The organism is Sedimenticola hydrogenitrophicus, assembly GCF_029017505.1.
Lineage (GTDB): Bacteria > Pseudomonadota > Gammaproteobacteria > Chromatiales > Chromatiaceae > Sedimenticola > Sedimenticola hydrogenitrophicus_A.
Genome location: NZ_JAQGEI010000061.1, coordinates 1 through 13,944 on the forward strand (window position 1 = coordinate 1; position 13,944 = coordinate 13,944).

Here is a 13,944-nt window from a genome sequence, read left to right on the forward strand (position 1 = left end):
GCGAGACGAATCAGGCGTGGGCCAATCCGTTGCGGTTCCCGGGGCAGTATTATGATCAGGAGACGGGGACGTACTACAACTACTTCAGGGATTATGATCCGACCCTAGGGCGTTATGTGCAGGGGGATCCGATTGGGCTTGTGGGTGGGTTGAATACATACGCCTATGTTGAAGGAAATCCACTTAGTTATTCGGATCCACATGGCTTATGTCCGGCAGGTGGGCTAATCTGCGTAGGCGTTCCAGTTGTTGTTTCAACCGTTGCGCGAGCCATAGCCACGAGGGCAGTACAACATGCTGCTGTTGCTGGCGGAATAGGAATGGCGTCAGAAGTATGGGACGATATTGAGGGTGATGTTCCTGAATCTGCTGCTGATGATGTTGGCCCGAATCAATGCCCTTCAGATCCTGAAGATGAAGATTGTGAGGCAGAATGGCAGAATGCAAGAAGAATTTGTCGTAGTCTTATGATGGAAGAACTGGAACAGGCCGCCGGCAGAAGAAAGAAAAGGAGTGTCAGAGGTGTCATAGGTAGAGGAAATGATATCGAGAAGTGTGCTGCTGGATTAGTAAGTCAGCGTTGTGGCGGTAACAAAATACGATGAGCCGTGCCCAAGAATTAACTACTATGCAAAATGACGAATGTATTAAAGATATACGGAAGCGTATAGAAAAAATTCGGTCACTGTATGATAGAAAGCAGTATGACTTGGCACTAGTTAAAAGTGACGAGTTTATCTCTATCTATCCGGAAGCATGGGTTGGATATCGAGAGAAAGCGGATATCTTAGAGGCTTCAAGGCGCTTTGAAGATGCACTTTCTGTAAGAAGGTATCTAGCTGAATTTCCTTCGGAGGAGCCTAGTGATTTCTATGATCTAGCGAGATTGTCAGTAAGTCTCGGGCTGTATAGAGAAGCAATCACTGCGGCGGATAGAGGGATTGCTCTTTGCGAAGACAATTCCGAGCATTACTACTTTCAGGCTCTTTACTTTTATAAATCGTTTGCTTTAGTAAAAACACAAAATTATAAGGACGCCATTCAAGCATGTATGAAATTAGAAGATGACTACGGTACTCATATTACTAGTGTAGGAATGGTGCATAGGGCAGATATAGTGACTGAAGCAAAGAATGCAATTGAGAGAATGGCTGAAAAGAAAAAACTGTGGAAATTTGAGCAGAGTTCAGGGTCAGAGTAACAACCCAGGATTAGTGGTATCGGCCGAACTTGCCGATACCGTAGTCTTGTGAGAAGGTTTTCTGGATTGAATACCTGCATGGCTCAAGGAGGAGTGATATGGCACTTCCACGCCGTGCCGATGTTGAACTCAGAGGACTATGATGCCAACGGGCGCATCCTGGCCTACGGTGATCGCAATAACATCCAGGTGAGCTTCCAGTTCGATACGGAAGGACGTCGTACGGCGGTACTGGATCATCTGGGCAACCCCGTCCTGACCTACGAGTACGACACGGCCGGGCACCTGGTCTTTGTGCGTGACAAGGACAACCACCCGGTGGAGTACCGCTACAGCGGGGGGCAACTCACCGAAGTGATCGACGTGCTGGGCAACCGCTGGCGCTACAGCTACAGTGATGGGCGCATGGTCAGCCGCACCGATGCCGAAGGGCGGGTCAGCACCCTGAGCTACAACCCGACCGGCCGTCTGCTCAGTGAAAAAGACGCCGAGGGCATCGGCAGCACCTACGACTACGACTATGACAAGACCAAAAAGCAGTTCTACATCCGCCAGGTCGATCCCGACAACAAACTGACCGAGCGGTGGTACGACAGTGAAGGCCAACTGATCCGCACCGCGGTGAACCAGGTGGACACCTTTGTGCTGGTGGAGGACAGCCAGCTGCACACGCGCACCAGTACAGACCGCCGTGGGCTGAAGACCATCAAACAGTACGACCTGTTCGACAACCTGAAGCAGATCACCTATCCCGACGGCAGTACGGTCCACTACCGCTACGACGTGACCACCTCCCAGGTGACGGAAAAGATCGACGAGAACGGCCACCTCACCCGCTACACCTACGATCCCCAAGGCAACCTGCTGCAACGGATCGAGGCGGCCGATACCCCGCAACAGCGGATCACCGAATACCGCTACGACGCCTACGGCCGGCGCATCGAGTCCAAACGGCTGGGGGATGCCCAGACCGCCGAGGCGCTCACCACCTACGGCTACGATACCTGGGGCAACCTCATCACGCTGACCGACCCCGAGGGCCAGACCACCACCTTTACCCACGATGCCCGGGGCCAGATCCTGACCCGGAGCGATCCCAACGGCCACACCAGCCAGGCCGGCTACGACCTGGCCGGCCGGCAACTAAGCCGACAGGACCCGCTGGGCCATGCCGCCACGATCGACTATGACAAGGTGGGTAACCCGATTAAAGTCACCGATGCCAAGCTCAACGTCACCCAGTACGGTTACGACATTCGCAACCTGCGCACGAGCGTCACCGACCCGCTGGGCCACACCACCACCCTGGAGTACCAACTGAGTGGTGGGCTGAGCCTGGCCGATGCACCGCTGGGCAATGCCAAGAACCTGGGGGTGGATACGGCGTTCAGTTACAGCCCGGGGGGACGGCTGACCGCCACCGTGGATCCTCTGGGCAACCGTCAGCGTCTGAGCTATGACGCCGAGGGGCGGCTGATCCAGCAGACCGATGCGGCGGGCAACGTCACCGCCCTGGGTTATGGCGACAGCAGTGAACAGGGGGGCGGGGCCAGTGGCACCACCCGCTATCCGGGCCAGGTCAACCGGATCCAATACCCCACCTTCCTGCAGACCTTCGACTATGATAAGCGTAATCGGAAATCCCAAACCATCAACCACCTGGGGACCCATCAAGAGATTACAAAAACTGAATATGACGCCGCCGGTAACAAAAGCAAAAGCACCGACGCCGAGGGCCGGGTGACCGAATACCGCTACGATGCCCTGGATCGGCTGATCGAGCTGATCGACCCGCTGGGCCAGTCGACCCGGTTCCAGTACGACAACCGGGACAACCTGCTCGGGGTCACCGACCCGAATAATCACACCACCGCATACCGCTACGACAAAAACAACCGCAAAACCCGGGAGATCCGCCCCGGTGAGCAGACGATCAGTTACACCTATGACGCGGCCGGCAACCTGATCGAGACCCTGGACCCGGATGGCCGCAAGAGCACCCAAACCTACGACAATGCCAACCGTCTGGTCGAACAAAAGCACTATGCTCCGGGACAGACCATCCCGGAACGCACCGTCAGCTACAGCTACGACGCCAACGACAACCTGACCGGCTACAGCGACGGCAGTCTCAGCGCCAGTTACCAGTACGATAAAAACAACCGCAAAACCCAGGAGAGCACCAACTACGGCGGGTTCAGCCTGAGCCACAGCTACAGCTATGATGCGGCGGGGAACAAGCTGAGCTACACCGGGCCGGACGGCCAAATCACCCAATACCACTGGGACCAAAACCGCCTGCAACGCATCGCCATCCCGGCGCTGGGGAGTCTGAACTATGCCGAATACCAGTGGAACCGGCCGAAGAAACTGCTCTACCACGGCGGCGGCAGCCGGACCATCGACTATGACCCGCTGCTGCGCCCGACCCGCATCCTGGCCCTGGACCCGGCAACGAACCCGCTGCTGGACTACCAATACGACTACGACAAGACCGGCAACATCACCCGGCGGGCCACCGAACAGCGCACCTACAACTACCAGTACGACGGCCTGCAGCGGTTGATCGAGGCCCAAAGCCCCCTGGAGACCGAAGGCTGGGATTATGATGCCAACGGCAACCGCACCGCGGATAATCTCACCCCGGGCAGTTGGAGCTATGATGAAAACGACCGGCTGCAGGCCAGTCCGACAACCACCTACCAGTACGACCAGGCGGGTCATACCACCCAAAAGAGCGCAGGGGGCACGACCACAAACAGCATCTACAACGCCGAAGGCCGACTGATCCGGGTAGAGACCGATACGGGCGACCTGATCGGCGAATACCGCTACGACCCCCTGGGCCGGCGGATCCAAAAGACCACCCCGACAGAAACCCGCTACTTCCACTACACCGACGAAGGGCTGGCCGGCGAATATAATGACAGTGGTAGTCCGATCCAGCAGTACGGCTATGAGCCGGACAGCACCTGGACGACGAATCCGCTCTACACAAAAACCAATCAAGGCTACGCCTTTTACCAGACCGACCACCTGGGCACGCCACAGCGGCTGGTGCAGAGCAACGGTGCGACGGTGTGGGCGGGGGAGTACCGGGCGTTCGGCGAGGTGACCGAGACGAACCAGGTGTGGGCCAATCCGTTGCGGTTCCCGGGGCAGTACTATGATGCGGAGACGGGGACGTACTACAACTACTTCAGGGATTATGATCCAACCGTAGGGCGGTATGTGCAGGGGGATCCGATTGGGTTAGAGGGTGGGTTGAACTTATATATTTACACTGCAGCAAACCCGGTAGTGTTTACAGACCCAAGTGGCTTGATTATTGTTCCAAAATTATGTGAGCTATTTCCTAAATTGTGTGAAGGAGTTTTGCCAGGTGAAAGATTAAATCCCCCAGGCGACTGTACATGGAGCCAATATAATAATTTGGTGAATGAAAAGCTTGAGTGGTGTGGTAAAAAGCGTAGTTGCCAAAACGTGTCAGATTGTCCAACTCTTAGGGAGCGCCTAAACAATGGGCAGCAATGTCTTATGGCACGATGGAGATTAATGGCGACGTGTTTCAGGGGTGGTGACGCACGGCACTACAAAGAGTTGCGAGAAGTTATAAAAAATGTTGCAAAATGTTATGAACGCATTAGAGAAGAAGTCTGTGATCCTAGTTCTCCGCTTTGCGAGTAGGGGTGTTGCCCACTGATTGTAATGCCACAAAGTTAAGGAAGTTAAGGTTATGGAATTAGATGCACTGAGAAATGCAGTTATCAGAGAGTTTGATTCTGGTGAGTTCAATGGCAGCTTGCCACTTCTTTACGATGAAAAATGTAGGCATGAAGAGTGTTTATATATTGAAACAGTATTTGGAAGGAAACATTGGGTAACGGTGATGGAGTCAATGAAAGATATACCTCTACGAGAAGATATATTATTCTTTTTCTCCAGCAATGCATTTGTTTACTATATGCCAGTTTTTATACTTAGTATTCTGGATGATTATTATAACGCTGATGTGTTGCCATCTACATTCCTAAGTATTCTTGGTGACGACATAGGTGATGAAAAAATCAGGGATGGGTTAGGCTTTGGGAGTAAGTTGAAATTCACCCTTGGGCAGATAAGAGTAATCATTTCCTTCGCAAATTATCTCTCTGAGAACCATAATGATACTGATGCAACTGATTTTTTAATAAACATTGGATGTAAATAAACTAAAGGGGACAGAATAATATGTGGGGTCAGATGAAACTTTATAATGAAGAACATGCTGGGTCAGATGAGAATGGCACTTACTTAAGTGCAACGTAACCGTGACGCCAACGGCAACCTGACCGGTTACAGCGACGGCAGCCTGAGCGCCAGTTACCAGTACGACGCCACCAACCGCAAGCTCCAGGAGAGCACGCATTATGGCGGGTTCAGCCTGAGCTACAGCTATAGCTATGACCGGACGATCGAGTATGACCCGCTGCTGCGCCCGACCCGCATCCTGGCCCTGGACCCGGCGACCAACCCGCTGCTGGACTATCAATAGACTACGACAAGACCGGCAACATCACCCAGCGCGCCACCGAACAGCGCACCTACGACTACCAGTACGACAACCTGCAACGGTTGATCGAGGCCCAAAGCCCCCTGGAGACCGAAGGCTGGGATTACGATTGTGCGGCTGCCCCATGGCGAGTACTTCCTCAATGTGGACGACCTGTCGGTCAAGGTGCTGGGGGGGACGGTGACGGCGCGGCGCACCTGGTACCGGGGAACCTGGACGTTCAACCGGGCCTGGGAGCCGTTGAAGCTGGAGCAGGACACCGTCAGCGGCGGGGTCGCGGTGATCGAGCGCAACGGGGATCGCTACGCACCGGAGAGCAGTGGCTCGACCACCTACCGCTTTGGTCGCCGCTACAGCATCCACCAGACCGGGACCGGCTACCGTTGGCAGGACCGCCGGGGCAACTGGATCGACTACGATGCCAACGGGCGCATCCTGGCCTACGGTGATCGCAACAACATCCAGGTCAGCTTCCAGTTCGACGCGGAGGGACGCCGTGCGGCGGTGCTGGATCATCTGGGCAACCCCGTCCTGAGCTACGCGTACGACACGGCCGGGCAGCTGGTCTTTGTGCGTGACAAGGACAACCACCCGGTGGAGTACCGCTACAGCGGGGGGCAACTTACCGAAGTGATCGACGTGCTGGGTAACCGCTGGCGCTACAGCTACAGTGATGGCCGTATGACCAGCCGCACCGATGCCGAAGGGCGGGTCAGCACCCTGAGCTACAACCCGACCGGCCGTCTGCTCGGTGAAAAAGACGCCGAGGGCATCGGCAGCACCTACGACTACGACTATGACAAGACCAAAAAACAGTTCTACATCCGCCAGGTCGATCCCGACAACAAACTGACCGAGCGGTGGTACGACAGTGAAGGCCAACTGATCCGCACCGCGGTGAACCAGGTGGACACCTTTGTGCTGGTGCAGGATACCCAGCTGCACACGCGCACCAGTACCGATCGCCGGGGGCTCAAAACCATCAAGCAGTACGACCTGTTCGACAACCTCAAACAGATCACCTATCCCGACGGCAGTACGGTCCACTACCGCTACGACGTGACCACCTCCCAGGTGACAGAAAAGATCGACGAGAACGGCCACATCACCCGTTACGCCTACGATCCCCAAGGCAACCTGCTGCAACGGATCGAGGCGGCGGACACCCCGCAGCAGCGGATCACCGAATACCGCTACGACGCCTACGGCCGGCGCATCGAGTCCAAACGGCTGGCGGATGCCCAGACCGCCGAGGCGATCACCACCTACGGCTACGATGCCTGGGGCAACCTCATCACCCTGACCGACCCCGAGGGCCAGACCACCACCTTTACCCACGATGCCCGGGGCCAGATCCTGACCCGGACCGACCCCAACAATCACACCAGCCAGGCCGGCTACGACCTGGCCGGCCGGCAGTTGAGCCGACAGGACCCACTGGGCCATACCACCACGATCGACTACGACAAGGTGGGTAACCCGGTCACGGTGACCGATGCCAAGAACAACGTCACCCAGTACGGTTACGACATCCGCAACCTGCGCACGAGCGTCACCGACCCGCTGGGCCACACCAGCACCCTGGAGTACCAACTGAGCGGCGGGCTGAAGCTGGCCGATGCGCCGCTGGGCAATGCCAAGAACCTGGGGGTGGATACGGCGTTCAGTTACAGCCCGGGGGGACGACTGACCGCCACCGTGGATCCTCTGGGCAACCGTCAGCGTCTGAGCTATGACGCCGAGGGGCGGCTGATCCAGCAGACCGATGCGGCGGGCAACGTCACCGCCCTGGGCTATGGCGATAGCAGCGAGCAGGGGGGTGGGGCCAGTGGCACCACCCGCTATCCGGGCCAGCTCAACCGGATCCAGTACCCCACCTTCCTGCAGACCTTCAACTATGATAAGCGTAATCGGAAATCCCAAACCATCAACCACCTGGGGACCCATCAGGAAATTACAAAAACGGACTATGACGCCGCCGGTAACAAAACAAAAAGCACCGACGCCGAGGGCCGGGTGACCCAGTACCGCTACGATGCCCTGGATCGGCTGATCGAGCTGATCGACCCGCTGGGCCAGTCGACCCGGTTCCAGTACGACAACCGGGACAACCTGCTCGGGGTCACCGACCCGAATAATCACACCACCGCATACCGCTACGACAAAAACAACCGCAAAACCCGGGAGATCCGCCCCGGTGAGCAGACGATCAGTTACACCTATGACGCGGCCGGCAACCTGATCGAGACCCTGGACCCGGATGGCCGCAAGAGCACCCAAACCTACGACAACGCCAACCGTCTGGTCGAACAAAAGCACTATGCTCTGGGACAGACCATCCCGGAACGCACCGTCAGCTACAGCTACGACGCCAACGGCAACCTGACCGGTTACAGCGACGGCAGCCTGAGCGCCAGTTACCAGTACGACAAAAACAACCGCAAAACCCAGGAGACCACGAATTATGGCGGGTTCAGCCTGAGCTACAGCTACAGCTATGATGCGGCGGGGAACAAACTGAGCTACACCGGGCCGGACGGCCAAATCACCCAATACCACTGGGACAAAAACCGCCTGCAACGCATCGCGATCCCGGCGCTGGGGAGCCTGAACTATGCCGAATACCAGTGGAACCGGCCGAAGAAACTGCTCTACCACGGCGGTGGCAGCCGGACGATCGACTACGACCCGCTGCTGCGCCCGACCCGCATCCTGGCCCTGGACCCGGCAACGAACCCGCTGCTGGACTACCAATACGACTACGACAAGACCGGCAACATCACCCAGCGTGTCACCGAACAGCGCACCTACGACTACCAATACGACAACCTGCAGCGGCTGATCGAGGCCCAAAGCCCCCTGGAGACCGAAGGCTGGGATTACGATGCCAACGGCAACCGCACCGCGGACAACCTCACCCCGGGCAGCTGGAGCTATGATGAGAACGACCGGCTGCAAACCAGTCCCACCACCAGCTACCAGTACGACCAGGCGGGCCATACCACCCAAAAGACCGCAGGGGCCAATACCACAAAAAGTATCTACAACGCCGAAGGCCGGCTACAAAAGGTCGAGACCGATACGGGCGGCCTGATCGGCGAATACCGCTACGACCCCCTGGGCCGGCGGATCCAAAAGACCACCCCGACAGAAACCCGCTACTTCCACTACACCGACGAAGGGCTGGCCGGCGAATACGACAGCGGCGGCACGGCGATCCAGCAGTACGGCTATGAGCCGGACGGTACCTGGACGACGAATCCGCTCTACACAAAAACCGATCAAGGCTACGCCTTCTACCAGACCGACCACCTGGGTACGCCGCAGCGGCTGGTACAGAGCAACGGCGCGACGGTGTGGGCCGGGGAGTACCGGGCGTTCGGCGAAGTGACCGAGACCAACCAGGCGTGGGCCAATCCGTTGCGGTTCCCGGGGCAGTATTATGATGCGGAGACGGGGACGTACTACAACTACTTCAGGGATTATGATCCCACCATAGGGCGGTATGTGCAGGGGGATCCGATTGGGTTAGGTGGAGGGGGTAATATATTTGCATATGCGAACAATAATCCTCTTATGTACTTAGATGAATATGGTTTGATAGGCAAGTCTTATGGGAAGCATAAAAAAAGAAAAAAATCAAAGAAACCTAGAAATAATCCATATCCTCGACCAATACCAGATCCTGTCAAAGAAGCCAAAGAGAAAGGTAAAGCACATGAGGATCCCGGAGTCGGTATCAAAGGTATTCTTTGTGCCCTTGGTATATGGGGTTGCTTGCCTGACGACATGTTTATCTGTACAAAATGGCGATGCGTTCCAAAATGCGGCGATCCCTACATTCTGGAGAGATATTCTTCTGAGCCCGTTATGAGAGACCCTGAAACTCCGTGTGTGTGTATAGAGGAAAATTGGAATCCAGAATTTGATGAACCATTACCAGGTTTGTAAGGATATTAGCGTGCACAAAAAAACATTTGTGATAATTATCATACTAATAAGCAATATAGCCGTCCTAATAGTGGGAATGTTTATTGGTCGAAAGAGCATAGAAGATAATGTATTTAAACAATACAACAAAGTTAAGTATCAGGTGATGTTGGGACACTATACAACCTACAGAGACATTGCAGTTAATGTCCGTGAAGGAAATTATCAATTAGCAAAATGCAATGCAGAGCTTACTGCCAGTGCTCTACTGGATAGCTTGGAAACTTGTATCAATGATAGGGGTTGTAAGGCGTTTATTGAACAACAAGTAAAAGAACATGCGCCAGAGGTGATGGATAAAAATATGTTAAAGTTTGATTATATCCAGACAATTGATGATATTAAAAAATGTCATTGAAAGAGAGGATTAATTAACCAAGCAATGGCACATGAAGTCGACGGCCAGCTGCCTACTCTTCGCCCTGCTGCTGTTGGGACAAGCGGCCCAGGCCGATGTGCGGCTGCCGCACGGCGAGTACTTCCTCAATGTGGACGACCTGTCGGTCAAGGTGCTGGGGGGGACGGTGACGGCGCGGCGCACCTGGTACCAGGGGGCCTGGACGTTCAACCGGGCCTGGGAGCCGTTGAAGCTGGAGCAGGACACCGTCAGCGGCGGGGTCGCGGCGATCGAGCGCAACGGGGATCGCTATGCACCGGAGAGCAGTGGCTCGACCACCTACCGCTTTGGCCGCCGCTACAGTATCCACAAGACCGAGAGCGGGTACCGTTGGCAGGACCGGCAGGGCAACTGGATCGACTACGATGCCAACGGGCGCATCCTGGCCTACGGTGATCGCAACAATATCCAGGTGAGCTTCCAGTTCGACACGGAAGGACGCCGTACGGCGGTGCTGGACCATCTGGGCAACCCCGTCCTGACCTACGAGTACGACGCGGCCGGGCAGCTGGTCTTCGTGCGTGACAAGGACAACCACCCGGTGGAGTACCGCTACAGCGGGGGGCAACTCACGGAAGTGATCGACGTGCTGGGTAACCGCTGGCGCTACAGCTACAGTGATGGCCGTATGACCAGCCGCACCGATGCCGAAGGGCGGGTCAGCACCCTGAGCTACAACCCGACCGGCCGTCTGCTCGGTGAAAAAGACGCCGAGGGCATCGGCAGCAGCTACGACTATGATTACGACAAAACCAAAAAGCAGTTCTACATCCGCCAGGTCGACCCCGACAATAAACTGACGGAACGCTGGTACGACAGTGAAGGCCAACTGATCCGCACCGCGGTGAACCAGGTGGACACCTTTGTGCTGGCGGAGGACAGCCAGCTGCACACGCGTACCCGCACCGATCGCCGCGGCCTGAAGACCATCAAGCAGTACGACCTGTTCGATAATCTAAAACAGATCACCTATCCCGACGGCAGTACGGTCCACTACCGCTACGACGTGACCACCTCCCAGGTGACGGAAAAGATCGATGAGAACGGCCACATCACCCGCTACGCCTACGATCCCCAAGGCAACCTGCTCACCCAGACCGAGGCGGCGGATACCCCGCAACAGCGGGTGACCGAGTACCGCTATGACGCCGTAAGCGTTCAATCTGAGACGTCTGCCCAAAGCGGTCATCCCCGGATACTCTGAGCTCTCATTCACACCTTGGGAGTCAGACATGAGCAAACCTCAACGCATCCGCCGGTCCGTATCACAATGGCGCGAGATCATGACGCGGTTTTCCGAGAGCGGGCTGTCGGCCACTGCCTTCTGCGAGAACAACGGTCTTGCCTATGGAACCTTCATCCGCTGGCGTCAAAAGTTGTCCAAATCTGTGGAGGCGTCTGAGCAGGAAACCCCCTCGGCTGACTGGTTGCCGATTCACCTTGCCGACCTGAACGATGAGCACGAACGCACTTGGGAGATTGAGCTCGTGTTGCCAGGTGGCGTCCAGCTACGCATGCGTGCCGCCTGATGTTGTTCTCGAGCACGGCACACATCTGGCTGTACCAACCGCCTGTGGATATGCGCCGCAGCTTTGACGGACTGGCGGCCATTGCCCAGAATCAGTTGTCGCTGCAGGCCAGTAGTGGTGACTGGTTTGTCTTCGTCAACCGCCGTCGTACCCAGATGAAGATCCTGTATTTCCACGGCGGCGGGTTTTGCATCTGGGCCAAGCGACTGGAACAGGGCCGCTTTCAGTCGGTGTCGAACAGCGGCGACAAGCTCGAGCTCGACAGTGCCCAGTTGCAGTGCCTGATCAGTGGAATAGACTGGCAAAAAGTCCGGCGACACAAGCGCTATCAGCGCTCCGGCATGGTAAAATCAGCGCCATGACTTCGCCATCCCCTTTCACGTTGCCCACACCCGCTAACCTGCCGTCAGCGGCGGTGCGCATGGCCGAACTGGAGGCGGAGAATCATCGTCTCAAGAGGCAACTGGACTGGTTCAAGCGGCAGCTGTTTGGCCGCAAGTCCGAGAAGCAACTGCTCTCCAACCCGGACCAGGCCAGTCTGTTCTCGCGCGAGGATGTCGAGCCTCAGGCGCCTGCACAACCGAGCAAGGTCATCGCCGAACACCGGCGTCGTACCCGGCGTTGCGGCAACGAGGTCAACGACACCGGCCTGCGCTTCGATGAGACGGTGCCGCAGACCGTCATCGACGTTCCGGCGCCGGAGCTACAGGGCGAACAGGCTGCTCGCTTCGAGGTGATCGGGTACAAGGAGAGTGTGCGGCTCGCGCAACAGCGCAGTATCTACCATGTGCTGATTTACCGACGCCCGGTATTGCGGGACAAGCATGACCTGACGCTGCTCACGCCGCCCGCTCCGGACAATGTGCTGGAGGGCGGCTATGCCGATGTCTCCCTGCTGGCTGGCCTGATGGTAGACAAGGCGGTGTATCACCTGCCGCTGCATCGCCAGCACCAGCGCCTGCTCAACAGCGGTATCGTGCTGAGTCGCTCGACGCTGCTCAACTACCTGTCTCGTGGCATTGCCCTGCTGGAGCCGATCTACCGGGCTCAGTGGCAGAGCGTCCTGGACAGCGCCGTGATTGCCATGGATGAAGTCCCGATGAAGGCGGGCCGCAAAGGCCCGGGGCAGATGAAGCAAAGCTACTTCTGGCCCATTCATGGTGACCGGGATGAGGTCGTGTTTACGTGGTCCGCCAGCCGCGGCCGACAGCATGCCGAACAGCAACTGCGCGGCTTCACCGGCACACTGCTCACCGATGGTTACGATGCCTACAGCCGCGTGGTCTCTCATCTGAACAGCAATGAGGTCCGGATTACCCACGCCAATTGCTGGGCACACAGTCGTCGCGCCTTTGAGCGGGCGCTGGCCATGGAACCCGCGCTGGCACAGCACGCCCTGAACCTGATTGCCCGGCTCTACCAGGTCGAGGCGAGCATCCGGGCAAGAGCGCTCCCCCCGGATGAGATCGCCGCCTGGCGATTGAAGCACAGTGTGCCGATTGTCGATGCCTTCTTTACCTGGGTGAGCGAACAGCGACAGCGCCCGGAACTGCTGCCATCCAACCCGCTCACCAAAGCGCTGGTATATGTCCACGAGCGAGAGGCTTCGCTGCGCGTATTCCTGAACAATCCGAGAGTCGCCATCGACACCAATCACCTGGAGCGTGCCTTGCGCGTCATCCCGATGGGACGCAAGAATCACCTGTTCTGCTGGAGCGAACTGGGTGCCGAACAGCTGGGCATGCTGCAAAGCCTGATGGTGACCTGCCGTCTGCACGGCATCAACCCCTACGACTATCTGGTGGATGTGCTCCAGCGCGTCAGCCGGCACCCGGCCCGAGACGTGGTGGCACTGACCCCACGCTGTTGGAAGGCGCGGTTTGCTGCAAACCCCTTGCTCTCAGATGTGATGGGGGCTGCCGCCCATGGCTGACAAGGACGCCTATGCGAGCTGGAATGCCAGTGCCCGGGAGGTTGAGCGCATCGCAGCGGATCGTTCGATACCGCTGTGGCAAAAGGCGCACCTCGTGGGCGCGGCCTACACCACCGTGGTGCTGGAAGGCCTGCGCTCGAAGCACCGGCACAAGATCTTCAATCGGATCGTTCAGGTAAACGCCATACTGCAGCGTTACACCCTGGACAGCTTCGATGACTACCAGCACATGGATGAAGCGGATCTGAGGGAGATCGTGAGCCTGTTCCGCTCCATGCGGCCATCAAAGTAGCTACCTCAAGCGGCCCAGAGCGGCAACCGGGTCTTATATTGATCGGTTAC

At 57.0% G+C, this 13,944-nt stretch carries 12 protein-coding genes; all 12 read left to right on the forward strand.

The annotated features are described in order from the left end of the window. The coding region (locus O9K64_RS22715; RefSeq protein WP_275100408.1) for an RHS repeat-associated core domain-containing protein at positions 1–605 on the forward strand (605 nt) is incomplete at its 5' end. Continuing rightward, the gene (locus O9K64_RS22720) at positions 602–1,201 is read left to right on the forward strand and encodes a tetratricopeptide repeat protein (RefSeq protein WP_275100409.1); all 600 of its coding nucleotides are present in this window, start codon (positions 602–604) and stop codon (positions 1,199–1,201) included. The genes O9K64_RS22715 and O9K64_RS22720, both read left to right, overlap by 4 nt. 120 nt (positions 1,202–1,321) lie before the next feature. Further along, positions 1,322–4,888, forward strand: a complete 3,567-nt coding sequence (locus tag O9K64_RS22725) for an RHS repeat-associated core domain-containing protein (RefSeq protein WP_275100410.1) — start codon at positions 1,322–1,324, stop codon at positions 4,886–4,888. A 49-nt stretch (positions 4,889–4,937) separates the two neighbouring features. Continuing rightward, positions 4,938–5,411 (forward strand): hypothetical protein, encoded by a 474-nt coding sequence (locus O9K64_RS22730; protein ID WP_275100411.1) that lies wholly within the window; start codon positions 4,938–4,940, stop codon positions 5,409–5,411. Between the two features lie 87 nt (positions 5,412–5,498). Next, positions 5,499–5,735 carry a hypothetical protein gene (locus O9K64_RS22735; protein ID WP_275100412.1) on the forward strand — a complete coding sequence of 79 codons (237 nt, stop codon included), beginning with the start codon at positions 5,499–5,501 and terminating at the stop codon, positions 5,733–5,735. A gap of 129 nt (positions 5,736–5,864) precedes the next feature. Beyond that, a complete protein-coding gene (locus O9K64_RS22740) occupies positions 5,865–9,704 on the forward strand; it encodes an RHS repeat-associated core domain-containing protein (RefSeq protein ID WP_275100413.1) in 3,840 nt (1,279 codons plus the stop codon). Positions 9,705–9,714: 10 nt separating this feature from the next. Then, positions 9,715–10,101, forward strand: a complete 387-nt coding sequence (locus tag O9K64_RS22745; protein WP_275100414.1) for a hypothetical protein — start codon at positions 9,715–9,717, stop codon at positions 10,099–10,101. A gap of 31 nt (positions 10,102–10,132) precedes the next feature. Further along, positions 10,133–11,344, forward strand: a complete 1,212-nt coding sequence (locus O9K64_RS22750; protein WP_275100415.1) for a hypothetical protein — start codon at positions 10,133–10,135, stop codon at positions 11,342–11,344. 28 nt (positions 11,345–11,372) lie between these two features. Next, positions 11,373–11,669 (forward strand): IS66 family insertion sequence element accessory protein TnpA, encoded by a 297-nt coding sequence (gene tnpA / locus O9K64_RS22755; RefSeq protein WP_275100416.1) that lies wholly within the window; start codon positions 11,373–11,375, stop codon positions 11,667–11,669. Further along, the gene (gene tnpB / locus O9K64_RS22760) at positions 11,669–12,031 is read left to right on the forward strand and encodes an IS66 family insertion sequence element accessory protein TnpB (protein WP_275100417.1); all 363 of its coding nucleotides are present in this window, start codon (positions 11,669–11,671) and stop codon (positions 12,029–12,031) included. Before tnpA ends, tnpB begins: the two co-directional genes overlap by 1 nt. A 59-nt stretch (positions 12,032–12,090) precedes the next feature. Then, on the forward strand, positions 12,091–13,602 hold the full coding sequence (gene tnpC / locus O9K64_RS22765) for an IS66 family transposase (RefSeq protein ID WP_275100418.1): 1,512 nt from the start codon (positions 12,091–12,093) through the stop codon (positions 13,600–13,602). Beyond that, positions 13,595–13,894 carry a hypothetical protein gene (locus tag O9K64_RS22770; RefSeq protein WP_275100420.1) on the forward strand — a complete coding sequence of 100 codons (300 nt, stop codon included), beginning with the start codon at positions 13,595–13,597 and terminating at the stop codon, positions 13,892–13,894. Before tnpC ends, O9K64_RS22770 begins: the two co-directional genes overlap by 8 nt. Positions 13,895–13,944 lie beyond the last annotated feature (50 nt).

Bases quoted from the DNA above. Each gene is read 5' to 3' on its own strand.
- O9K64_RS22720 (WP_275100409.1), top strand. From the start codon at position 602: ATGAGCCGTGCCCAAGAATTAACTACTATGCAAAATGACGAATGTATT.
- O9K64_RS22725 (WP_275100410.1), top strand. From the start codon at position 1,322: ATGTTGAACTCAGAGGACTATGATGCCAACGGGCGCATCCTGGCCTAC.
- O9K64_RS22730 (WP_275100411.1), top strand. From the start codon at position 4,938: ATGGAATTAGATGCACTGAGAAATGCAGTTATCAGAGAGTTTGATTCT.
- O9K64_RS22750 (WP_275100415.1), top strand. From the start codon at position 10,133: ATGAAGTCGACGGCCAGCTGCCTACTCTTCGCCCTGCTGCTGTTGGGA.
- tnpA (WP_275100416.1), top strand. From the start codon at position 11,373: ATGAGCAAACCTCAACGCATCCGCCGGTCCGTATCACAATGGCGCGAG.
- tnpB (WP_275100417.1), top strand. From the start codon at position 11,669: ATGTTGTTCTCGAGCACGGCACACATCTGGCTGTACCAACCGCCTGTG.
- tnpC (WP_275100418.1), top strand. From the start codon at position 12,091: ATGGCCGAACTGGAGGCGGAGAATCATCGTCTCAAGAGGCAACTGGAC.
- O9K64_RS22770 (WP_275100420.1), top strand. From the start codon at position 13,595: ATGGCTGACAAGGACGCCTATGCGAGCTGGAATGCCAGTGCCCGGGAG.